This is a genomic window from Nonomuraea terrae, assembly GCF_044465245.1.
In the GTDB taxonomy this organism is placed as follows: domain Bacteria; phylum Actinomycetota; class Actinomycetes; order Streptosporangiales; family Streptosporangiaceae; genus Nonomuraea; species Nonomuraea terrae.
Genome location: NZ_JBITLL010000003.1, coordinates 1,168,713 through 1,190,126 on the forward strand (window position 1 = coordinate 1,168,713; position 21,414 = coordinate 1,190,126).

At 72.6% G+C, this 21,414-nt stretch carries 17 protein-coding genes, 2 pseudogenes and 1 riboswitch; of the genes and pseudogenes, 2 read left to right on the top strand and 17 right to left on the bottom strand.

The window, feature by feature from the left end; all coding sequences use genetic code 11:
* Positions 1 to 80 precede the first annotated feature (80 nt).
* From dxs to ACIBP6_RS17830, 3 genes and pseudogenes are all read right to left on the bottom strand, one after another.
* Positions 81 to 1,928: pseudogene (dxs, locus tag ACIBP6_RS17820) on the bottom strand (1-deoxy-D-xylulose-5-phosphate synthase); the annotation flags it as partial.
* Positions 1,929 to 2,001: 73 nt separating this feature from the next.
* Positions 2,002 to 2,958 carry a 4-hydroxy-3-methylbut-2-enyl diphosphate reductase gene (locus ACIBP6_RS17825; RefSeq protein ID WP_397053312.1) on the bottom strand — a complete coding sequence of 319 codons (957 nt, stop codon included), beginning with the start codon at positions 2,956 to 2,958 and terminating at the stop codon, positions 2,002 to 2,004.
* Between the two features lie 216 nt (positions 2,959 to 3,174).
* Positions 3,175 to 4,215: an LLM class F420-dependent oxidoreductase gene (locus ACIBP6_RS17830; protein WP_397053314.1), complete on the bottom strand. Its 1,041-nt coding sequence runs from the start codon at positions 4,213 to 4,215 to the stop codon at positions 3,175 to 3,177.
* 93 nt (positions 4,216 to 4,308) lie between these two features.
* Between ACIBP6_RS17830 and ACIBP6_RS17835 the strand changes: the two genes are divergently transcribed.
* Positions 4,309 to 5,196 (top strand): endonuclease/exonuclease/phosphatase family protein, encoded by an 888-nt coding sequence (locus tag ACIBP6_RS17835; protein WP_397053316.1) that lies wholly within the window; start codon positions 4,309 to 4,311, stop codon positions 5,194 to 5,196.
* Here ACIBP6_RS17835 and ACIBP6_RS17840 read toward each other — a convergent pair.
* From ACIBP6_RS17840 to ribD, 10 genes are read right to left on the bottom strand one after another with little or no spacing between them, the layout of a single operon-like run.
* Positions 5,182 to 5,742 (bottom strand): nucleotidyltransferase family protein, encoded by a 561-nt coding sequence (locus tag ACIBP6_RS17840; RefSeq protein ID WP_132609402.1) that lies wholly within the window; start codon positions 5,740 to 5,742, stop codon positions 5,182 to 5,184. The two genes, ACIBP6_RS17835 and ACIBP6_RS17840, sit on opposite strands and share 15 nt — an antisense overlap.
* Positions 5,739 to 6,830: an XdhC family protein gene (locus ACIBP6_RS17845; protein WP_397053318.1), complete on the bottom strand. Its 1,092-nt coding sequence runs from the start codon at positions 6,828 to 6,830 to the stop codon at positions 5,739 to 5,741. Before ACIBP6_RS17845 ends, ACIBP6_RS17840 begins: the two co-directional genes overlap by 4 nt.
* Positions 6,823 to 7,899, bottom strand: coding sequence for a VWA domain-containing protein (locus ACIBP6_RS17850; protein WP_397053320.1), 1,077 nt, complete (start codon positions 7,897 to 7,899; stop codon positions 6,823 to 6,825). The genes ACIBP6_RS17845 and ACIBP6_RS17850 overlap by 8 nt, the downstream gene beginning before the upstream one ends.
* The gene (locus tag ACIBP6_RS17855) at positions 7,892 to 8,794 is read right to left on the bottom strand and encodes an AAA family ATPase (RefSeq protein WP_397053322.1); all 903 of its coding nucleotides are present in this window, start codon (positions 8,792 to 8,794) and stop codon (positions 7,892 to 7,894) included. The genes ACIBP6_RS17850 and ACIBP6_RS17855 overlap by 8 nt, the downstream gene beginning before the upstream one ends.
* A 45-nt stretch (positions 8,795 to 8,839) precedes the next feature.
* A complete protein-coding gene (locus ACIBP6_RS17860) occupies positions 8,840 to 9,292 on the bottom strand; it encodes a PH domain-containing protein (RefSeq protein ID WP_397053324.1) in 453 nt (150 codons plus the stop codon).
* A gap of 19 nt (positions 9,293 to 9,311) precedes the next feature.
* Entirely contained in the window at positions 9,312 to 9,779 is a 468-nt protein-coding gene (ribH, locus tag ACIBP6_RS17865) for a 6,7-dimethyl-8-ribityllumazine synthase (RefSeq protein WP_397053326.1), read from the bottom strand.
* Complete coding sequence (locus tag ACIBP6_RS17870; RefSeq protein ID WP_397053328.1) at positions 9,776 to 10,993, bottom strand: bifunctional 3,4-dihydroxy-2-butanone-4-phosphate synthase/GTP cyclohydrolase II; 1,218 nt, start codon at positions 10,991 to 10,993, stop codon at positions 9,776 to 9,778. Before ACIBP6_RS17870 ends, ribH begins: the two co-directional genes overlap by 4 nt.
* The gene (locus ACIBP6_RS17875; protein WP_132609416.1) at positions 10,990 to 11,649 is read right to left on the bottom strand and encodes a nicotinamide mononucleotide transporter family protein; all 660 of its coding nucleotides are present in this window, start codon (positions 11,647 to 11,649) and stop codon (positions 10,990 to 10,992) included. Before ACIBP6_RS17875 ends, ACIBP6_RS17870 begins: the two co-directional genes overlap by 4 nt.
* A complete protein-coding gene (locus ACIBP6_RS17880) occupies positions 11,646 to 12,236 on the bottom strand; it encodes a riboflavin synthase (RefSeq protein ID WP_397053330.1) in 591 nt (196 codons plus the stop codon). The genes ACIBP6_RS17875 and ACIBP6_RS17880 overlap by 4 nt, the downstream gene beginning before the upstream one ends.
* Complete coding sequence (gene ribD, locus ACIBP6_RS17885; RefSeq protein WP_397053332.1) at positions 12,236 to 13,387, bottom strand: bifunctional diaminohydroxyphosphoribosylaminopyrimidine deaminase/5-amino-6-(5-phosphoribosylamino)uracil reductase RibD; 1,152 nt, start codon at positions 13,385 to 13,387, stop codon at positions 12,236 to 12,238. The genes ACIBP6_RS17880 and ribD overlap by 1 nt, the downstream gene beginning before the upstream one ends.
* Before the next feature lie 105 nt (positions 13,388 to 13,492).
* A riboswitch (FMN riboswitch) is annotated at positions 13,493 to 13,623 on the bottom strand.
* 227 nt (positions 13,624 to 13,850) lie between these two features.
* On the opposite strand from ribD, the gene ACIBP6_RS17890 reads away from it, so the two are divergent.
* The gene (locus tag ACIBP6_RS17890; protein ID WP_397053334.1) at positions 13,851 to 16,529 is read left to right on the top strand and encodes an RICIN domain-containing protein; all 2,679 of its coding nucleotides are present in this window, start codon (positions 13,851 to 13,853) and stop codon (positions 16,527 to 16,529) included.
* 104 nt (positions 16,530 to 16,633) lie between these two features.
* On the opposite strand, the gene ACIBP6_RS17895 is transcribed toward ACIBP6_RS17890, so the two are convergent.
* The 4 genes and pseudogenes from ACIBP6_RS17895 to ACIBP6_RS17910 form a co-directional block, all read right to left on the bottom strand.
* A complete protein-coding gene (locus ACIBP6_RS17895; protein ID WP_397053336.1) occupies positions 16,634 to 17,443 on the bottom strand; it encodes an oxygenase MpaB family protein in 810 nt (269 codons plus the stop codon).
* Positions 17,444 to 17,473: 30 nt separating this feature from the next.
* The gene (gene rpe, locus ACIBP6_RS17900; RefSeq protein WP_132609422.1) at positions 17,474 to 18,139 is read right to left on the bottom strand and encodes a ribulose-phosphate 3-epimerase; all 666 of its coding nucleotides are present in this window, start codon (positions 18,137 to 18,139) and stop codon (positions 17,474 to 17,476) included.
* A gap of 43 nt (positions 18,140 to 18,182) precedes the next feature.
* On the bottom strand, positions 18,183 to 19,175 hold the full coding sequence (locus ACIBP6_RS17905) for a phosphatase PAP2 family protein (protein WP_397053338.1): 993 nt from the start codon (positions 19,173 to 19,175) through the stop codon (positions 18,183 to 18,185).
* A gap of 468 nt (positions 19,176 to 19,643) precedes the next feature.
* Positions 19,644 to 21,188: pseudogene (locus ACIBP6_RS17910) on the bottom strand (RsmB/NOP family class I SAM-dependent RNA methyltransferase); the annotation flags it as partial.
* Positions 21,189 to 21,414 lie beyond the last annotated feature (226 nt).

The window sequence follows — 21,414 nt, forward strand, 5'->3', positions numbered from 1 at the left end:
CCCGCCAGGCGCGGGTCGGCGATGAGTTTGGCCAGCCATGGGCTGACGTGTGTGGGCGCGGCGAGACGGCGATTCTTCCCGGCGAGCCGGCGCAGCACGGCGGCGGAGACGTCCTCCACGGTCAGGCCGCACTCGGCGAGCACCTCGGCGCGTTTGCCGTGCTGCAGGAAGCGCCTGGGGATGCCGAAGTCCGCCACCGGTGTGCCGACGCCCGCGTCGCGCAGCTCCTGGGCGACGGCGGACCCGAACCCGCCGGTCCGCAGGCCGTCCTCGACGGTGACGACCAGCCGGTACCGGCGGGCCATATCGGGGATGGCCGCGTTGACCGGCTTGACCCATCTCGGGTCCACCACCGTGACGCCGAAGCCCTCCTCACCGATGCGCGCGGCGACGCCCAGCGCCAGTCCCGCCATCGCGCCCACCGACAGGACGAGCACGTCCCGGCCGGCGTCGCGGCGCAGCACCGCCATCCCGTCCGCCTCGTCCACGGCCGGGATGTCCGGCCCGACCGCACCCTTGGGGAAGCGCACGACGGCGGGCCCGCCGGTGACGCGCAGCGCCTCGCGCAGTTCCTCACGCAGGGTGCGCGCGTCGCGGGGGGCGGCGATGCGCAGACCGGGGACGGCCTGCAGCATCGCCACGTCCCACATCCCGTTGTGCGACGGGCCGTCGTCTCCCGTCACGCCGGCCCGGTCCAGCACGAACACCACCGGGCACCCGTGCAGGGCCACGTCCATCAGCACCTGGTCGAAGGCGCGGTTGAGGAAGGTCGCGTACACCGCCACCACGGGCCGCAGCCCCGCCATGGCGAGACCGGCGGCGGAGGTCACCGCGTGCTGCTCGGCGATGCCGACGTCGAAGACGCGCTCCGGGAACCGCTCGGCGAAGGCGTCCAGCCCGGTCGGCCCCAGCATCGCCGCGGTGATGCCGACGATCTCCGGCCGCCGCTCGGCGAGCGTGACCAGCTCGGCGCCGAACACCGACGTCCAGGACCGGCCTGCCGCGGTGGTCGGCCTGCCGGTGGCCGGGTCCATCACGCGCACGGCGTGGAAGCAATCCGCCTTGTCGTTCTCCGCGTGCGGGTAACCGTTGCCCTTGCGGGTCAGGCAGTGCACGAGCACCGGCCCGTCGAATGCCGCGGCCTGCCGCAGCGCGGTCTCCACCGCCTCGATGTCGTGCCCGTCGATCGGCCCGAGGTACTTCAGCCCCAGATCCTCGAACATGCCCTGCGGGGCGACCAGGTCCTTCACGCCCGTCTTGATGGCGTGCAGCGTGTCGTACACCGCCGGTGCGGGCTGCAGCAGGCGCTTGCTCCAGTCCAGGAAGCGCTCGTACCCGCGGGTGGTGCGCAGCGTCGCCAGGTGATCGGCCAGCCCGCCGATCGTCGGCGCGTACGACCGGCCGTTGTCGTTGACCACGATGACGAGAGGCAGATCCTTGGCGGCGGCGATGTTGTTGAGCGCCTCCCAGGCCATGCCGCCGGTCAGCGCACCGTCGCCGATGACCGCCACGACCTTGCGGTCGGTGACTCCGCGCAGCCGGTATCCCTTGGCCAGGCCGTCCGCGTAGGACAGAGCGGTGGAGGCGTGGGAGTTCTCGACGATGTCGTGCTCCGACTCGGCACCGCACGGGTAGCCGGACAACCCGCCCCGCTGCCGCAGGCCGGAGAAGTCGTGCCGGCCCGTCACGATCTTGTGCACGTAGGCCTGGTGGCCGGTGTCCCACACGATGCGGTCGCGGGGGGAGTCGAACACGCGATGCAGGGCCAGGGTGAGCTCGACGGTCCCCAGGTTGGGTCCCAGATGGCCACCCGTCCTCGACACCTGCTCGACCAGGAACCGCCTGATCTCCGCGGAGAGCGTCAGCAGTTCTTCCCCTGACAGGACACGGAGGTCCTGCGGTCCCCGGATGGACTCCAGCAGTCCCATGTACGCGCTCCCTTCGTTCGGCCGGCGGAAACTCGGTTGCGGAAAGTCGACCCGGGCGGGCGGGTGCCGGAGGTCATGGCGCCGCCCCACCGCCCTCGGCCAGCCGCATCGGCATGAAGAACACGACGTCCTCGGTCGCGCCGGTCTCCACCTCGATGTCGTGGAAGCCCCATGCGGACAGCCGTTCCAGCACCTGGTCCACCAGGACCTCGGGAACGCTCGCGCCGGAGCTGACACCCACCGAGGTCACCCCGTCGAGCCACCGCTCGTCCAACCGCGACACGTCGGGCACGAGGAACGACCGCACGCCGTTGTCACGTGCCACGTCGACCATGCGCTGGGAATTGCTGGAGTTCTCCGAGCCGACCACGAGCACCAGCTCACAGCGCGCGGCCAGGGATTTGATCCCGTTCTGCCGGTTCTGACTGGCGTAGCAGATGGTCTCGCTGCTGGGCTCGGCCAGGTTGGGGAACCGTTCGCGTACACGGCTGACGATGCCGCTCGTCTCGTCCACCGCGAGCGTCGTCTGGGTCACGTAGCCGACGGCGGTGGCGGGATCCAGGTCCAGCCGGTCGACGTCCTCGGCGGACTCGACGACGATCGTTCGCTCCGGCGCCTCGCCGCGGATGCCCTCCACCTCTTCGTGGTCGGCGTGGCCGATCAGCAGCAGGACGCGGTCGTCACGCGCGAAGCGGCGGGCCTGCTGATGCACCTTGGACACCAGAGGACAGGTCGCGTCGACGACGTCCAGCCGGCGGCTCTCGGCCTGGGCCCGCACCTGCGGGGAGACGCCGTGGGCGGAGAAGATGCAGATCGCGCCTTCGGGGACCTCCGCCTCGGAGTCGACGAACCGGGCGCCCCTGGCCTCCAGCCGGTCGACGACGTGGCGGTTGTGCACGATCTCCTTGCGCACGTAGACGGGGGGCCCGTAGAGATCCAGGGCCCGCTCCACCATCGCGATGGCGCGCTCGACGCCCGCGCAGAAACCTCGAGGCTGGGCTAGGACGACCTTCTTCCGTGCTGAAGCCATATACACCGCCGCTCGGGCGCCCGCGCACGATCTGCCGGGTCCACGTCTGGAGCTCCTGACCGGATTCATGATCGATGCTACGGCAGCGGGCGGCCACCACCCTGCAGCCGACCTGCACGATCGCGGCACACCGGGCGCCGTCCGGGACCTGCGGTGACACCCCGCCGGCCCGGACACCGGAGCACAGGCGGGGGCAAGACGCTCAGGACGTGCCGATCAGGATGCGATGTCCTTGATCTTCTCGATCAGCCGCACCCGGTCCTCGTGCGTCCTGCCGAACGGTGCCACGTTCAGCGTGCTCACCCCGGACTCCTTCAGCGCCTGGACGCGGTCGCGGACGAAGCCCTCGCTGCCGATCAGCGAGGTGCGCTCCAGCAGCTCGGCCGGCACCAGGGCGGCCGCCTCGTCCTTCTTACCCTCCAGGTAGAGGTCCTGGATCTGCTCGGCCTCCCTCTCGTAGCCGTAGCGGCGGGCCAGGTCGTTGTAGAAGTTCTTGCCCTTGGCGCCCATGCCGCCGATGTACAGGGCCGCCATCGGCCGCCCGAACTCCCGCAGCCCCGCCACGTCGTCGCCGATCGCGAGGGACGCCTGCGCGATCACGTCGAGCTCGCCCAGCTCGGGGTCGCGCCGGTCCTTGCCCGCGGCCAGCGAGGGGCCCCAGACGTCGGCGGCCTTCTCGGGCAGGTAGAAGATCGGCTCCCAGCCCTCGGCCAGCTCGGCGGTCAGCTCGACGTTCTTGGGGCCGATGGCGGCGACCACGATCGGGACGCGGGGGCGTACGGGGTGGTTGATGAGCTTGAGCGGCTTGCCCAGCCCGGTGCCCTGGTCGGGCGGGAGCGGCAGGGTGTAGTGCTTGCCGGCGTGCTCGACGCGCTCGCGCCGCCACACCTTGCGGCAGATCTCGATGACCTCCCGCGTCCGCCCCAGCGGCGCGGTGTACGGCACCCCGTGGAACCCCTCGATCACCTGCGGCCCCGAGGCGCCGATGCCGAGCGTGAAGCGCCCGTCGGAGACGAAGTCGAGCCCCGCGGCCGTCATGGCCAGCAGCGTCGGCGTGCGGGAGTAGATGGGCAGGATGCCCGAGGCGATCTCCAGCCGCTCGGTCCTGGCCGCGATGTAGCCCATCTGGCTGACCGCGTCGAACGAGTACGCCTCGGCCACGAACACGATGTCCAGCCCGGCCTTCTCGTAGTCGGCCAGTTCGGCGACCGTCTCCTTGAAACCGCCCGAGTAGTTGAGTGCCATACCGATCCGCATGCCGGGCTCCCTGTGAACCGAATGTTGTTCCGTTTCGACGCGGACAGGTTATCGCGTCCACGTGCCGGGACGGCAGCCGCTAGCGTAGATCGCGTGCTGAGTCGGGTCGTCGTCATCGTGTCCGCCGTGGTGGCCGCGGCCCTGGCGGGGCATGCGCTGATCCCCGCCTTCGGCGGGTTCACCCCGGTCCTGGAGAGCATGCTGCCCTGGGTCGGGCTGGCCGTTCCGCTGCTGCTTCTTCTCGCCGCGCTGGCACGCTCCACAGTGGCCGCCGTCGCGGCTCTGGTGCCGGGCCTGGTGTGGGCCGCGATGTTCGGCTCCACGCTGCTGGCCACGCCGCCGGGCGGCCGCAGCGACCTGGCCGTCGGCACGGTCAACGTGGGCGTGCGCAACAACGCCTCGGGCGAGGCCGTCCGCCAGATCGCCCAAGACCTCGACCTGCTGGCCGCGCAGGAGCTGACGGCCGGCGGCCCGGCGGCCAAGCAGCTCAACAAGATGTTCAGATATCGCTATCCGGTCAGCACGGTCGGGTTGTGGAGCCGCTACCCGATCAGCGACGCCAGGCCCCTCGACGTCGGCCTGGGCTGGCCCCGGGCGCTGCGCGCGGTCGTCAGCACCCCCAAGGGCAAGGTGACCGTCTACGTCATGCACCTGGCCTCGGCCAGGCCCGGGCAGACCACCACGCGCGACGCCTCGCTGGCCCGGGCGCGCAAGCTCATCGACGCCGACCGCAGCAAGCGCATCCTGCTGCTCGGCGACCTCAACACCGCCACCACCGACCGCGGCATGCGCGGGCTGACGCCGCCGCTGGTCGACGCGCAGCGGGTGGCGGGCGACGGGTTCGGCTTCACGTGGCCGGCCGCGTTCCCGATCACGCGGCCCGACCACATCCTGTTCCGCGGCATGACCGCGACCAAGGCGGGCGTGGCGCCGGCCACGGGCAGCGACCACCGGGCGGCGATCGCGTCACTCCGCCTCTAGCAGGTCCAGGTCGGCGGGGGTGTCGATGTCGGCCGGGTCGCCGTAGGCGTCGCACGGCACCTCGGTGACCAGCCCGGGATGGGCCTTCAGGTACGGCCGCGCCCCGACGTCCCCCACGGCCAGCTCGGCCACCCCCGCGAAGTGCTCGCGGCCGATCAGCACGGGGTTGCGGCGCCGGCCACCGTACGTGGCGACCGCGAGGCCGGCGCCGGAGGCGATCAGCGCACGGACCGCCTCCGGGCGGATCAGCGGCTGGTCGACCAGCGCGACCACCACCGCCCCGGCCTGCGGGGGCAGCGCGGCGAGGCCGGCGCGCAGCGACGAGCCCATGCCGGAGGCCCACTCCGGGTTGTGCACGGTCACCGCGCCGCACACCTGCGCCACGGCCGCGCCGAGCACGACCACGACGGGGTGGCAGCCGCCCTCGGCCAGCAGGCGCACGCCCCGGTCCACCAGCCGCTCGCCCGCGTACTCGACCAGCGCCTTGGGCCGGCCCAGCCGCGAGCCCCGGCCGGCGGCCAGCAGCAGCCCCGCGACCTCGCTCACGCCGACTCGTGGTGGATGCGGCCCTCCGTGGCGGACAGCGGGCGTCCGGAGCCGCCCCAGCGCAGCTGGATCAGCTCGGCGGCGATGGACACGGCGGTCTCCTCGGGGGTGCGCGCGCCTAGGTCGAGGCCGATGGGCGAGCGCAGCCGGGCCAGCTCGTCGCCGGTCAGCCCGGCCTCGCGCAGCCGTTCCAGGCGGTCCTCGTGCGTTCGGCGCGAGCCCATGGCGCCCACATAGCCGGCGCCGGTGCGCAGCGCCACCTCCAGCAGCGGCACGTCGAACTTCGGGTCGTGGGTGAGCACGCAGATCACCGTGCGCTCGTCCACGTCGACGGAGGCGAGGTAGTCATGCGGCCACTTGACCACGACCTCGTCGGCGTCGGGGAACCGCTTGGCGGTGGCGAACACCGGCCGCGCGTCGCACACCGTGACGTGGTAGCCGAGGAACTTGCCCACCCGGGCCACCGCCGCGGCGAAGTCGATCGCCCCGAACACCAGCATCCGCGGCGGCGGCGCGAAGGAGTGCACGAACACCGCCAGGTCGTCCAGCCGCCGCTCTCCCTGCGGCCCGTAGCGGCGCAGGCCGGTCAGGCCCTGGGCGAGCATGCCGCGGGCGTCGTCGTCCACGGCGTCGTCGAGGCGGCCGAGGCCGAGGGTGCCGGAGGAGCGGTCGGGCCAGACGATCCGGCGGGCGCCGACCCGGCCCGGCCCCGACACGACGGTGGCCACGGCGACGGGCTCGTGCGCCTGCACCGACGCGGCGATCTCGCCCAGCTCGGGGAACGCCTCCCGCGAGACCGGCTCCACGAAGATGTCGATGATGCCGCCGCAGGTCAGCCCCACGGAGAAGGCGTCGTCGTCGCTGACGCCGTAGCGCTGCAGGACCGGCTCGCCGAGGTCGGTGGCCAGCTCGAACACCGCGCCCTCGATACAGCCGCCTGAGACGCTGCCGACCACCTCGTCGCCGCGCACGGCCATGGACGCGCCCGGCGGCCGGGGCGCGCTGCTCCACGTGCCCACCACCGTCGCCAGTCCGAAACGGGAGCCGGACCGCCACCACTCCATGATCTCCGGCAGCACGTCACGCATGGGCGAGCCTTTCGCTGAGTTGCTCGTAGGCGGCCAGGCTGTGCCCGGCCACCAGGTCGTCGAGGTACGGCAGAGCGGCCCGCATCCCGCCCGTGAGCGGCTGGTAGTCCGCGTACCCCTTGTGAGGATTGACCCAGATTACGCGGTATGCCTGACGGGACAGCCGAGCCATCTGCGTTCCCAGCAGCTCGGGGTCGCCGCGTTCCCAGCCGTCGGAGGCGATCACCGCGATCTCTCCCCTGGCGCTGGATCGGGTGAGGAACGCGCGCAGCTCCTCGCCGAGCCGGGTGCCGCCGCTCCAGTCGGGGACGGTCCTGGACACCGCGTTGAGCGCGGTGCCGGGGTCGCGGTGGCGCAGTTCGGCGGTGATCGGGGTGAGCCGGGTGCCGACCGAGTAGACGCGGGTGGCCCGGGGCTCGCTCCTGACCAGCGCGTGCGCGAAGCGCAGCAGCGTCTCGGCGTACGGCGCCATCGAACCGCTGACGTCCACGAAGAGCACGACCTTGCGCGGACGCGTGGTGTGCCGGCGGTGGCGCAGCCTGGCCACGTCGCCCTTCCTGAGCGCCTCCCGGATGGTGCGGCGCCGGTCGAGCACGCCCCGGTGGGAGCTCTCGAACCGCCGCGAGCGCCGCCGGGCCCGCCCGGCGCGCAGCAGGGCCAGCATCCGGTGCACCTCCTCGCGCTCGGCCTCCGACAGCCGGGCCACGTCGCGGTGGCGCAGCACCTCGATCCGGCTCGCGGTCGCGGGCGCCGCCGTGCCGTCGTCGTCGCCCGTCTCGCCGTCGGCGTCGCGGGTGGCCAGGTGCCGGGTGACGCTCACGGAGGCCGTACGGGTGGAAACGGCCCGCAGCCCGCCGAAGTAGGCGGCGAAGCAGCGGTCGTAGCGGGGCAGGTCGTCGGGCGTGGCGCAGAGCGTCAGCCGCCCGGCCCAGTAGACCTCGCCGGGGTCGGTCACGTCGAGGTGGTCGAGGGCCTTGAGCAGGTTCTGGGTGCGTTCGTGATCGGCCCCGACACCCGCGGCGCGCAACGTCCTGGCGAAGCCCGTCATGGTCGCGGCCAGCTCATCCATGGCCCTGCAGCCCGCCGAGCAGCCCGTTGCCCATGACGGTGGCGACGTCCTCGCGGTATTTCAGCGCCGCCCCGAGCGTGGCCGCCGCCAGGCCGGGGTCGAGCTCCCTGGCGCCGAGCGTCAGCAGCGCCTCCGTCCAGTCGAGCGTCTCGGCCACGCCCGGCGGCTTGACCAGGCCGGCCTGCCGCAGCCGCTCGGCCGCCCGCGCCACCTGCGTGGCCAGCGTCTCGGTGCAGGCGGGCAGGCGCCGCAGCAGGATGGCGACCTCCCGGTCGAACGCCGGGTGCTCCAGCCAGTGGTAGAGGCAGCGCCGCTTGAGCGCGTCGTGCACCTCGCGGGTGCGGTTGGAGGTGACGACCACGACCGGTGGCGTCTCGGCGCGGATCGTGCCGAGCTCGGGGACGGAGATCGTGAAGTCGGAGAGCACCTCGAGCAGGAACGCCTCGAACTCGTCGTCGGCGCGGTCGATCTCGTCCACCAGCAGCACGCTGGGCTGCGTCTCGATCGCCTTCAGCAGCGGCCGGGCGATGAGGAAGCGGCGGTCGTAGATCTCGCCCTCCAGTCGGCCCACGTCGGTGATGCCGGCGGCCTCGGCGGCCTTGAGGTGGAGCAGCTGGCGGGCGAAGTCCCAGTCGTACAGGGCCTGGGCGGCGTCGAGCCCCTCGTAGCACTGCAGCCGGATGAGCGGTGCCTCCAGCAGCGCGGCGAGCGTCTTGGCCAGCTCGGTCTTGCCGACCCCCGCCTCCCCTTCGAGGAAGAGCGGCCGCCCCATCCGCAGGGCGAGGAAGGCGGCCGTGGCCAGCCCCTCGTCGGCCAGGTAGGCTTGCCGGTCGAGCAGCTCGATGAGCTTCGCCGGCGACTCGATGTCCGTTGCCCTGATTGTCCGCCCCAGCACCCCTTCAGGCTACGTCGGCGGCGGGCCGCGGGCATCACGGGATCGTCACTTCTCGCGCGCTTCGCCCCGCTCGCGGATCAGGGCCTCCAGCTCGGCGGTGGCCTGGCGGGCGCGGGCCTTCTCCGACCCCTGGATGCCCATCGCGCCGATGGTGCGCCCGTCGGAGAAGTCGATGCGCGGCCAGGGGTCGCCCACCAGGAGCGTCACCTCCAGGGCCTCCGCCCAGGAGTACCGGTGGGTGCGGACGGCGTTGACGATGGTCAGGCCCTCCTCGTCGGCCTCCACCCGCACCCGGCCGAGCAGATGCAGCACGTACGCCACCGCGCCGCCGAACGCCACGATCGCCAGCCGGTCGGCCAGCTGGAACGGCTCGGCGATGTGGACGGCCATCACCACCGCCCCCACGACGATCAGCACGGCGAAGCCGTAGGCGACGATCCTTCCCCGGCGGGGGCGCCAGGTCACGGGCAGGGGCGGCGGCTTGACGAGCTCGGGCACGAGGGAAACCTACCGCAGCTCAGCGGAGGTCCCGAAGGAGGAGGGCGGTCTCCAACGCGGCAACGGTGGATTCGTACCCCTTGTCCTCTTTGCTGCCCGGGATGCCGGACCGGTCGAGGGCCTGGTCGATCGTGTCGCACGTGAGCACGCCGTTGCCGACCGGCGTCTCCTCATCCAGCGAGATCCGGGTCAGCCCCGAGGTCACCGAGTCGCAGACGTAGTCGAAGTGGGCGGTATCGCCACGGATGACCGCGCCCAGCGCCACCACCGCGTCGCAGCGGCGGGCCAGCGCCTGGGCCACCACCGGGATCTCCAGCGAGCCCGGCACCCGCAGCACCGTCGCCACGGCGCCGCTGTCGTCGCACGCCTGCACCGCCCGCGACACCAGCTGGTCAGTGATCTTGGCGTGCCAACTGGCCGCCACGATCCCCACCGTCAGTCCCGACGCGTCGGGCACCGAGATGCCCGGACGTCCTTCCCCGCTCATGAAGCCTCCGAGATGTCGTGGCCAAGCCGGTCCCGCTTGGCCTTGAGATAGCGCTCGTTGTAGGGGTTCATGGCCACGGGCATCGGCTCGCGCCCGAGGACCTTGATGCCGTAGCCGTCCATGCCCTTGAGCTTGGCCGGGTTGTTGGTGAGCAGCCGCACCGACTTGACGCCGAGGTCGGCCAGGATCTGCCCGGCGTTGGAGAACTCCCGCGCGTCGACCGGCAGCCCCAGCTCGACGTTGGCGTCGACGGTGTCGCTGCCGTTGTCCTGCAGGCTGTAGGCCTTGAGCTTGGCCAGCAGGCCGATCCCCCGGCCCTCGTGGCCGCGCAGGTAGACCACCACGCCCCTGCCCTCCTGCGCGATGGCCGACATGGCGCTGTCGAGCTGCACGCCGCAGTCACAGCGCAGCGAGCCGAGCACGTCGCCGGTCAGGCACTCCGAATGCGCCCGGACCAGGATGTTCTCGCCGTCGCCCAGATCGCCGAAGGCGAGCGCGACGTGCTCGCCGCCGTCGAGCGCGCTGGCGTACCCGTAGGCCCGCCACATCCCGTACGCGTTGGGCAGCCGCGTCTCGGCGACCCGGGTGACCATGCTCTCGGCCCGCCGGCGGTAGTCGACGAGCTGCTCGATGGAGACCAGCGCCAGGTCGTGCTCGTCGGCGAAGCGGCGCAGCTCGGGCAGCCGGGCCATGGTGCCGTCGTCGTTGACCACCTCGGCCAGCGCCCCGGCGGGCGACAGCCCGGCGAGCCTGGCCAGGTCGACGGCCGCCTCGGTGTGGCCGCGCCGGGCCAGCACCCCGCCCTCGCGGTAGCGCAGCGGGAAGACGTGGCCGGGGCGTACCAGCTCGTTGGGCTCGGTGGCGGAGTCGGCGAGCGTGCGGATGGTCCTGGCCCGGTCGGCCGCGGAGATGCCGGTGGTGACGCCGTCGCGGGCGTCCACGGTGATCGTGTACGCCGTGCGCAGGCGCTCCTTGTTGTGCACGACCATGAGCGGCAGCCCCAGCCGGTCGAGCTCCTTGCCCTCCATGGCCACGCAGATCATGCCGCTGGTGTGACGGATGGTGAACGAGCACAGCTCCGGCGTGGCCTTGGCCGCGGCGAAGATGAGGTCGCCCTCGTTCTCGCGGTGCTCGTCGTCGACGACCACGACGGGCTTGCCGGCGCGGATGTCCTCGATGGCCCGCTCGATCGGGTCGAGCGTGATGTCCGTCATCGCGCCACCGCCACGGCCAGGGCCGCCGTCCGGTATTCACGCAGCCACTTCATGAACCCGATCACCACCAGAACGAAGAAGATCCCGTACACGGCCCCGGAGACCACCAGGCCCGAGCTGAACGCGAGCGGCACCCCGACGATGTCGACGGCCACCCACACGATCCAGAAGTCCACCAGCGCCCTGCCCTGCGCCCACGTGGCCAGCGCGCTGCCGACGAAGATGTAGGCGTCGGCCGCCACCAGGAACGCGCCCTTGGGCAGCGGCTCGTGGGCGCCCCACGACAGCCCGGTCACGTAGAACAGCAGCCCGACCAGGACGGTGCCCGCCAGCAGGGCGCCGATCAGCATCGAGCGCTCCCACCACCGCGCGGGGCGGATGGCCAGCTTCGCGCCGTTCTGTGTGCCGCGCCGCCAGGCCCACCAGCCGTAGACGGCCAGGCCGGCGAACAACGCCTGCTTGAGCGCGTTGCCGGTGATCTGGGCGTTGACGGAGGCGATGAACAGCAGCACCGAGCCGGCGAACTGCACCGGCCATGTCCACATCGACGCGCGCATGGCCAGCAGGACCGTGGCCAGGGCGGCGATGTTGCCGACCAGGTCGGTCCAGAGCACGTGCGTGCCGAATATCTCGAATCCGGCCTCGGCCCAGCTCACTGCGTGGCCACCAGCCTCTCCACGTATTTCGCGATCACGTCGACCTCGAGGTTCACCACGTCGCCCACCCGGCGGTCGCCGAGGGTGGTCAGCTTCAGCGTGGTGGGGATGAGGCTCACGCCGAAGCTTTCGTCGTCAACCGTCGTGACCGTCAAACTGATTCCGTCGATGGCGATCGAGCCCTTCTCCGCGACGTAGCGGGCGAGCGCCTCCGGCAGCGAGAAGCGCAGATTGTCCCAGTTGTCGCCGGGCTCGCGGGAGAGCAGCACGGCGGTGCCGTCGACGTGGCCCTGCACGATGTGACCACCCAGGCGCTGGTCGGCGCGTACGGCGCGCTCCAGGTTCACCGCCGAGCCCTCCGCCAGCGCACCCAGGGAGCTGCGGTCGAGTGACTCCTTCATCACGTCGACGGTGAACACGTCGTCCTCGACCGTCACGACCGTGAGGCACACTCCGCTGACGGCGATCGAGTCGCCGTGCGCGGCGTCGGAGGTGACGAGCGGGCCGCGCACCGAGAGCCGGGCTCCGCCGCCCGCTTGCTCGATGGCCACCACGTCGCCTTTTTCCTCGATGATTCCGGTGAACATCACTGCTCCTTGCCGGGGTGAGGGGCGGGCCGGGCGATCAGCCGTACATCCGGGCCCATGGGTGAGATTTCGTCAAAAGTCAGGCGGTGAAGGTCGGCGATCGTGCCCGCCCCGGCCGCTCCGAGCGCGGCCGGGCCGGAGCCGAGCAGCGCGGGGGCGAGGTAGGCCACCACACGGTCGACCAGGCCCCGCGCGACGAACGCGCCGGCCAGCGTCGGGCCGCCCTCCAGGAACACGCTGACCACGTCGCGCGCGGCCAGCTCGCGCAGCAGGGCGTGCAGGTCGAGGCCGCCGTCGTGGCGCGGCAGGCGCAGCAGGTCGGCCTTGAGGTCGGTGCCGGCGTCCTCGGCCACCGCGACCAGCGTCGGCGCGGCGTCGTCGAGGACGCGGGCCGCCTGCGGCGTCCTGGCGTCGGTGTCGACCACGACGCGCAGCGGGACGCGCACGGCGCTCCCCGAGCGGGTCGCTCCAGAGCGTGCCGCCCCAGAGCCCGCCGTCTCAGGACGGGCCGTCTCAGGACGGGCCGTCAGGCGGGGATCGTCGGCCAGCACCGTGCCGACGCCCGCCATGATCGCGTCGGCGGCGGCACGCATGCGGTGCACGTCGGCCCGCGCCTCGGGTGAGGTGATCCACTGGCTGGTGCCGTCGTCGGCGGCCGACCTGCCGTCGAGCGTGGCGGCGAACTTCCACGTCACGTGGGCCCGGCCGAGCCGGGCGTAGGCGAGCCACTCCTCGTTGACCCGCTCGGCCTGCTCGGTGAGCACCCCGGAGGTCACCGCGACCCCGTGGGCCCGCAGCCGAGCCGCGCCGCCCGCCGCCTTGGGGTTGGGGTCGGGCACGGCGACCACCACGCGGGCCACGCCCGCCTCCAGCAGCGCCCGGCTGCACGGCCCCGTGCGGCCGGTGTGGTCGCAGGGCTCCAGCGTGACGTACGCCGTGCCGCCGCGGGCTCGCTCCCCCGCCTGCGCCAGGGCCACGACCTCGGCGTGCGGACCACCCGCGTACGCGTGGAAGCCCTCGCCCGCGACCCGCCCCTCGGCGTCGAGCACGACGCAGCCCACGACGGGGTTGGGGCTGGTGCTGCCATGGCCGAGACGGGCCAGCTCGACGGCGCGTGCCATGGGGGCGGCGTCGTGCGCCGGAATCTCCACCCGGGTCTCCTACTCGCCAGTAGCTCCAAGCCACGGCGGGCCCCGGGGGATCATCGTGATGCGCGAATGCACCACGTCAGGCGCCCGGCTGGGACGCCGGACACCGCGCGCGCTTCCTCCCATCCGGACTTTAACCGTCGGTCCCGGAATTTCACCGGGTCAACCGGCCGATGGCATCGGCCGGGTCGCGGACTGTCACCGCCGGTTCGGACTTTCACCGACCCCGGAGCACGCTAGCTCTTTCGGATACCAGTGTGCCATGCCGCCCCACGAGCCCGCGACGGCCCCTCCACCGCCGCGTACGCGCAGGCGAGAGCGCTCCGCCGCCGCTGAGTCTCCGGGGCCGAGCGCGTATTACTGCGCAGAACGCCGGCCGCGGCCCTGCCATCATGCGAGATCGTCCTGACGAGCGACACCCCCGCCATGAACGCCGTCCCGGCGCGTGGCGACGAGGAGAGATTCTGTGAGTACCGAGTACGCGAGGGGCATCCAACCCTCGCGACGGCGGATGCGGTCGTACGGCCTCATCATGGCCGCAGCGGCCCTGGCGGCCATGGGCTCCCTGGCGGCCGCACCGGCCTCGGCGGCCACTGCCCGGACGGTCACCCCCGTCACGGCGGCGGCCGCGCCGCCCAGCGGATCGACCACCGTGGTCAACAAGAACAGCGGCAAGTGCGTGGACGCCTTCGCGGCCGCGACCGCGGACGGCACCGCCGTCCAGCAGTACCGCTGCAACGACACCGACGCGCAGCTCTGGCGGTTCCAGCCCACCGACAGCGGCTACTACCGCGTCGGGTCGGCCCTGAACCCCGCGCAGGTCTGGGACGACAAGGACGTCTCGCCCTCCGACGGCGGCCAGATCCAGCTGTGGTCCTACTCCAACGGCGCCAACCAGCAGTGGAAGCCGGTCGACGAGGGGAACGGGTCGTTCCACTTCGTCAACCGCTTCAGCAGCAAGTGCCTCGACGTCCCCGCCGCCTCGACCGCGGACTCCGTCCGCCTCCAGCAGTACACCTGCAACGGATCGGCGGCGCAGTCGTTCAGCATGGGCGCCCCCGCCGCACCGGCTCCGGCACCGGGAACCCCCGACTTGGGCCCGAACGTCCTCGTCTTCGACCCGTCGACGCCGGCCGCCACCATCCAGAGCGCGGTCAACAGCGTCTTCGGCAAGCAGGAGCGCAACCAGTTCGGCAGCCAGCGTCACGCCCTGCTGTTCAAGCCGGGCTCGTACAACGTGAACGTGAATGTGGGCTTCTACACCCAGGTCCTCGGCCTCGGCCTGTCGCCCGACGACGTCACGATCAACGGCACCGTGCACGCCGAGGCCGACTGGTTCGACGGCAACGCCACGCAGAACTTCTGGCGGGGCGCCGAGAACCTCTCGGTCACCCCGCCCAACGCCAGTGACCGCTGGGCGGTCTCGCAGGCCGCGCCGTACCGCCGGATGCACCTGCGGGGCAACCTCGCCCTCGACGACGGCGGCTGGTCGAGCGGCGGTCTCATCGCCGACTCGAAGATCGACGGCAGGGTCGACTCCGGTTCGCAGCAGCAGTGGCTGACCCGCGGCTCCCAGATCGGCGGCTGGTCCGGCGACAACTGGAACCACGTCTTCGCCGGTGTCAGCGGCGCGCCCGCCACCGCCTTCCCCACGCCGTCGTACACCACCGTCGGCAAGACGCCGGTGACCCGCGAGAAGCCGTTCCTGTACGTCGACCAGGCCGGCGACTATCAGGTCTTCGTGCCCGCGCTGCGGCACGACGCCCAGGGCGCCAGCTGGACCTCCGGCACGACGGCGGGCGCCTCGATCCCGATCGGCGAGTTCTTCATCGCCAAGCCGGGCGACACGGCGGCCGACGTCAACGCGGCGCTGGAGGCGGGCAAGAACCTGCTGTTCACGCCCGGCGTCTACCACCTCACCGACACGATCAAGGTGACCCGTCCCGACACCGTGGTGCTCGGCCTCGGCCTCGCCACCCTCCAGGCGGACAACGGCGTCATGGCCATGTCGGTCGCCGACGTCGACGGCGTCAAGATCGCCGGCCTGCTCATCGAGGCCGGCACGACGAAGTCGCCGCTGCTGATGCAGGTCGGCCCGGCAGGCGCCGGCGCGAGCCACGCGGACAACCCGACGTCTCTGCACGACGTGTACTTCCGCGTCGGCGGCCCGATCGCGGGCAAGGCCACCCAGTCCCTCGTGATCAACAGCTCGGACGTGATCGGCGACCACATGTGGTTGTGGCGGGCGGACCATGCCGACAACGAGCACCCCGGCACCGTGGGCTGGACGACCAACACCGCGGACACCGGCCTGGTCGTCAACGGCGACGACGTCACGATGTACGGCCTGTTCGTCGAGCACTACCAGAAGTACCAGGTGATCTGGAACGGCGACGGCGGCCGGACGTACTTCTTCCAGAACGAGCTCCCCTACGACCCGCCGAACCAGTCGGCCTGGATGAACGGGACCACCAAGGGCTACGCGGCCTACAAGGTGGCCGACTCGGTCACCGCCCACGAGGCCTGGGGCCTGGGCAGCTACGCGTTCTTCAACGTGAACCCCGGTGTCGTGGAGGCGCACTCCTTCGAGGTGCCGGACAAGCCGGACGTGACGTTCCACAGCCTGATCACCGTCTCGCTCGGCGGCAAGGGAACCATCTCCCACGTGGTCAACAACACCGGCAAGGCCGCCGACTCGGGCAGCACCGAGTCCACGCTGAAGAGCTACCCGGCCGGATCGACCGGCACGATCACCAACCGGGCCACCGGCAAGTGCATCGGGGCAGCCGGCGGCAACACCGCCGACGGTACCGCGGTCGACCTCTACTCCTGCGTGGGCGACGCCACCCAGCGGTGGACCGTGAGCTCGGACGGCTCCATCCGCACCGCCGGCAAGTGCCTCGACGTCGCGAACTCCGCCACCGGCGACGGCGCCAAGGTCCAGCTCTACGCCTGCAACGGCAGCGACGCGCAGAAGTGGTACTTCACCCCCGCCTTCGACATCGTCAACCCGCACGCCGACAAGTGCCTCGACCTGACCGGCAACTCCACCGCCGACTTCACCAAGGTGCAGCTCTGGAGCTGCACCGGCGCCCCGAACCAGAAGTGGGCCGCGCCCAGCGGTCTGCCGTCGGGCGCGTCCTGACCTGACCTGACCCGGACCCGCTTCCCGGCGGGTCCGGGGAGCCCTTCACCGAGAGGCCCGTCACGCGATGACGGGCCTCTCCCGTCGTGCCGGCGTGACTGGACTCAGGCGGCCATGATGCGCTGCGCGCGGCGCGCCGCGGGGCTGTAGCGGACCTGCCCGGGGACCAGGCCGAGCCCCGTGTGCAGGGCGCGCAGCGTGGCGGTGGCCCACAGGTCGCCGAAGGGCGTGGCGGGCAGGCCGTACAGACGTCTCGCCCAGCGCGGCAGTGTCTCGAACGACAGGAACGTCAGCGCGGGCAGCGCCGGCTTGAGCGGCGTCAGCAGCAGCGGCAGCGGCGCGTTGAGCGACAGCCGCAGCGGGTGGGACGCCTCGGGGACGAACCGCAGCCCCGGCCGCTGCGCCTCGATGTAGTCGTGCAGCTCGGCCACCGACCCCGGCACGTCGTCCGCCTTCAGCCCCACCACCTCGGCGGCCCGCCGCCACTCGGCGACGAACGCGTCGGCCTCGTCGTCGGTCAGCCGCACCCCGGCGCGCCGGGCGACCGACAGGTAGGAGTCGACCTCGCCCACGTGCACCCAGCGCAGCGCGTCGGGTTCGTCCAGACGGTACGTGGCGCCGGTGTCGGGGTCGTGGGCGGTGAGCGTGGCGTGGATCTTGCGAACCCGGCGGCCGGCGCGCTCGACCTCCTCGGTGCTGCCGTACGTACGGACCCGGACGAACTCCGTGGTCCGCACGAACCGCGACCAGGCCTCGTTGGGGTCGAGAAGCGCGGAGTTCTGCAGGACGCCGCGCATCGCCCGCGGGTGCAGCCCCTGCATGAGCAGCGCGCGGATGCCGCCCACCAGCAGGATCGGCTCACCCATCACCCGCCAGGTCACCGAGCGGGGACCGAAGATCCCATGGTCGCCCATACGTCAGAAACTACCCGGACGGGCAGGGGTTCATGTAGCAAGCGCACGATTGGCCGCGGCGCGCAGGGAATCGACGGCGGCCTGCGGGTCGGAGGCGCCGTAGACGGCGCTGCCCGCCACGAACACGTCGGCTCCGGCCTGCGCGCAGCGCTCGATGGTGCCGGCGTCGACCCCGCCGTCGACCTGCAGCCAGATCCGGCCGCCATGGCGCTCGACGAGCTCGCGGGCCCGGCGCACCTTCGGCAGCACGACGTCGAGGAACTTCTGCCCGCCGAAGCCGGGCTCGACGGTCATGAGCAGCAGCATGTCGATCTCACCGAGCAGGTCGGCGTACGGATCGACGGGGGTGGCCGGGTTGAGCGCGAGGCCCGCCCTGGCGCCGAGCGAGCGGATCTCGCGCAGCGTGCGGATGGGGGCCCTGGCCGCCTCGGCGTGGATGGTCACGCTGCCGGCCCCCGCCTCCGCGTACTGCGGCGCCCAACGGTCGGGGTCGGCGATCATGAGATGGCAGTCGAGGGGCGTCGCGGTCGCCTTGCGCAGCGCCTCCACCACGGGCAGCCCGAGCGTCAGGTTGGGCACGAAGTGGTAGTCCATGACGTCGACGTGCAGCCAGTCGGCGTTGGGCACGGCGGCGGCCTCGTCGGCCAGCCTGGCGAAGTCGGCGGCGAGGATGCTGGGCGAGATCTGTACGGCCATGATGGCTCAGTCTATTGACATCCTCCGGCCCCGGCGGAGCAGGCTACCTCGCGACTTCGTGGGGGACGGGCCGCCGCCGCGGAGCCGGCGACATGAGGCCCAGCTTGATGAACAACAACGGCGCGCCCACCTGCACCCACAGCGTCAGCAGGGCGTAACTCAGGTAGGTGGCGGCGAGGGTCTCGGGGAGCACTTCGCGTTCGGCGTACCAGATGAGCAGCGCCACCGTCATGCCCAGCGCCCAGCGGGCGGTGCGCACGGCGGGCGGCCCGCCCGCGTCGAACCACCCCAGCCGGTACATGATCGACGCGCCGGCCAGCGTGCCGAGCAGCACGCCCGACATGACGACGACGGTCTCCAGGCTCCCGGGATCGACCATCCCCGCGGGCCCCCACGCCCGCGGACGCGTCCACCCCGCGTACGGGGCGTTGGCCAGCAAGGCCGCGCCGATCAGCGCGCCCGACAGGAGCACGGAGACGCCCAGCTGCGCCCACAGGGCCTGCCCCCGCCACCAGGTCACCGCGGGCCGCTCCGCCTTCCCGACGACCACCAGGACGGCCGCCCCGAGCGCCACACCGACCACCACGTCGGAGATGAAGTGCACCCCCAGGTACACCCGGCTCAAGCACACCAGCGCGAGCACCGTTCCAGCCGTCACCCATGCCCAGGGCCGCCCCACCTCGCCCGCGACCCGTCCGAGCGCGGCCGTGCCCGTCTGCGCGTGCCCCGACGGCATCCCGAAGGAGTCCTCGACGGAGATCGCCCGCACCCTGGCGTCGATCCAGTACGGCCGCGGCTGGTGGAAGGCGAGCTTGGCGATCGCGTTCACCGCGGCCGCCAGCAGCACGGTCAGCCCGAGCCGCAGCGCGAACGCCGGATTGACACACCAGTAGAGCACCGGCAGACAGAGCAGGAAGAACGCGTCCGCCCCGAACACCGACACCAGCTCCAGCACGGGCCGCACCGCGTCAGGCCACTGCTGAAGCCAGACGATCGCCCCGAGCTCCGCCTCACGCAATTCATCCACAAATGCCACGCCGTCGATCTGACCACACCATCCCGCCCGCTGTTCCCGATCACCGTGAAACGACACGCCGACCAGTCACCCACGCACGCCGCACCACCGCCGGCGGCCCGGCGGACGCCACCTTCCGTGGACACCGGCGCCGCACCCCGAAGCCAGGGCACCGGCCCGGCAAGCCCCCCAACGCTGAGCCCCGTACGCCGCCGGACCTCAACGGGAAGCCCGACCGCACCGCGGCTCCTGCTCCTCCACGCGCGACATGCCGCCGGCGGCGCCATGCAGGTGCCCGGTCGCGGCCACCGTGCCGGCGCCGTGCCGGCGCCGTGGCGGCCGAGCCTCGCCGGACGACCGGAGCGGGGAGCCCGACCGGAACGTCGACGTCAGCCGTCCCCGGCTTGCTCGTCCACCAGGGTCTCGCCGAGGGCCCGGCCGGCCCAGGAGCCTCGGCCGGGCTGTGGCCCACCGGCCCCGGCCGTCCGGTCAGGGGAGTTTGCGCAGCAGGGCCAGGAACATGGCGTCGGTGCCGTGGCGGTGGGGCCAGAACTGGGCGTGCGGCCCGTCGCCGAGTGCGTCGACCTCGGGCAGGTAGGCGCGGGCGTCGAGCTGCTCGACGTCGTTCCTGCGCGCCAGCACGTCACCGATGACCACCCGGGTCTCCGCCAGGTGCGGCGAGCAGGTGACGTACGCCACGACACCGCCGGGCCGTACGGCGTCGAGGGCCGCGGCGAGCAGGCTGCGCTGCAGCTTGCCCAGGTCGGCGATGCCGGCAGGGTCACGCCGCCAGCGGGCCTCGGGCCGCCGCCGCAGCGCGCCCAGCCCGGTGCAGGGCGCGTCCAGCATGACCCGGTCGAACACCCCGGGCCGCCACGCGGGCTCGGTGCCGTCAGCGGTGATCACGGCCGCGTCCCGGGTGGTCTCCCACACCAGCCGCGCCCGGTGATGCTGCGCGTCGGACGCCAGCACCCGCGCCCCACCGGAGAACGCCTCAGGCCCGGCGCCCACGTCGGAGACCCCACCGCCGGCGCCCGCTGAAGCCGCACCGGCAACCCCGGCGGGCCCGGCCTGGCGGGCTGCCGGAGCTTCGTCTGACGCGCCGGCACCGCCCGGGGGCCGCATGCCGGCGAGGTCGCCGTGGGTGGCGATGGCGTCGAGGAGACCTGCCTTGCCGCCGGGGCCCGCGCACATGTCGAGCCACAGCTCGCCGCCTCCGTCGCGGGCGACCGGCACCCGGGTCAGGGCGAGCGCGACGAGCTGGCTGGCCTCGTCCTGTACGGCGGCGCGGGTCTCGGCCACGGCCTTGATCTGGCCGGGGTCACCTTCACGCAGGTAGGCGGCGTACGGGGAGTAGCGACCCGGCATGGTGCCGGCCGCCTCCAGCTCCTCCACGGAGCTGCGCCCAGGACGCGCCACCAGCGTCACCAGGGGCCGGGCGTTGTCGGCCTCCAGGAGCTCGGCCAGCTCCTCGGGCGACCCCAGCGCGTCGCGGAACGCCGAGACGATCCACCGGGGGTGACCGTGGGCGACGGCGAGGTGGCCGACCGGGTCGTCGGCCGGGTCGGGCGCGATGATCGGCAACCACTCGTCGAGCGTCCTGGAGCCGATCTTGCGCAGCACCGCGTTGACGAACTTCGCCGCACCGGGGCCGATGCGCAGGCGTACGAGATCGACGGTGGTGCCGACGGCGGCGTGCGGCGGCACGCGCATGCGCAGCAGCTGGTGGGCGCCGAGCCGCAGCGCGTCGAGCACGTCGGGGTCGGGCTCCCGGTCGCTGCACATGTCGATGACGGCGTCGTACGTGCCGAGGCCGCGCAGCGTGCCGTAGGCGAGCTCGGTGGCCAGCGCGGCGTCGCGTCCCTTGATGCCACGGTCACGCAGCAGCCGCGGCAGCAGCAGGTTGGCGTAGGCGTCACGCTCTCCCACGGCGCGCAGGACGTCGAACGCCGCGTTGCGCGAGGGGTCGCGCGCCGGCCTCCGCGGCCCCCGCCCGTCACCGCCACCGCCCCCTGGGGACCGCCGCGCTCCGCCGCCGGCACCTTGAGAGCGTCCGGAGCCGCCGCCGGCTCCCTGGGACCGCCGCGGACCGCCACCCCCTGGGGACTGTGCGGAACCGGCCCCCGGGGAACGTCGCGGGCGGTCGTCGCCGCTTCCGGATCCCTGGTGCCCTCTGGTCGTCATGCGCTCAAACCTTCGCCTACGGCCTGGACGGCAGGCCGCCGGGCATCGTGTACGTGACTGGCCTCGATATTACCCT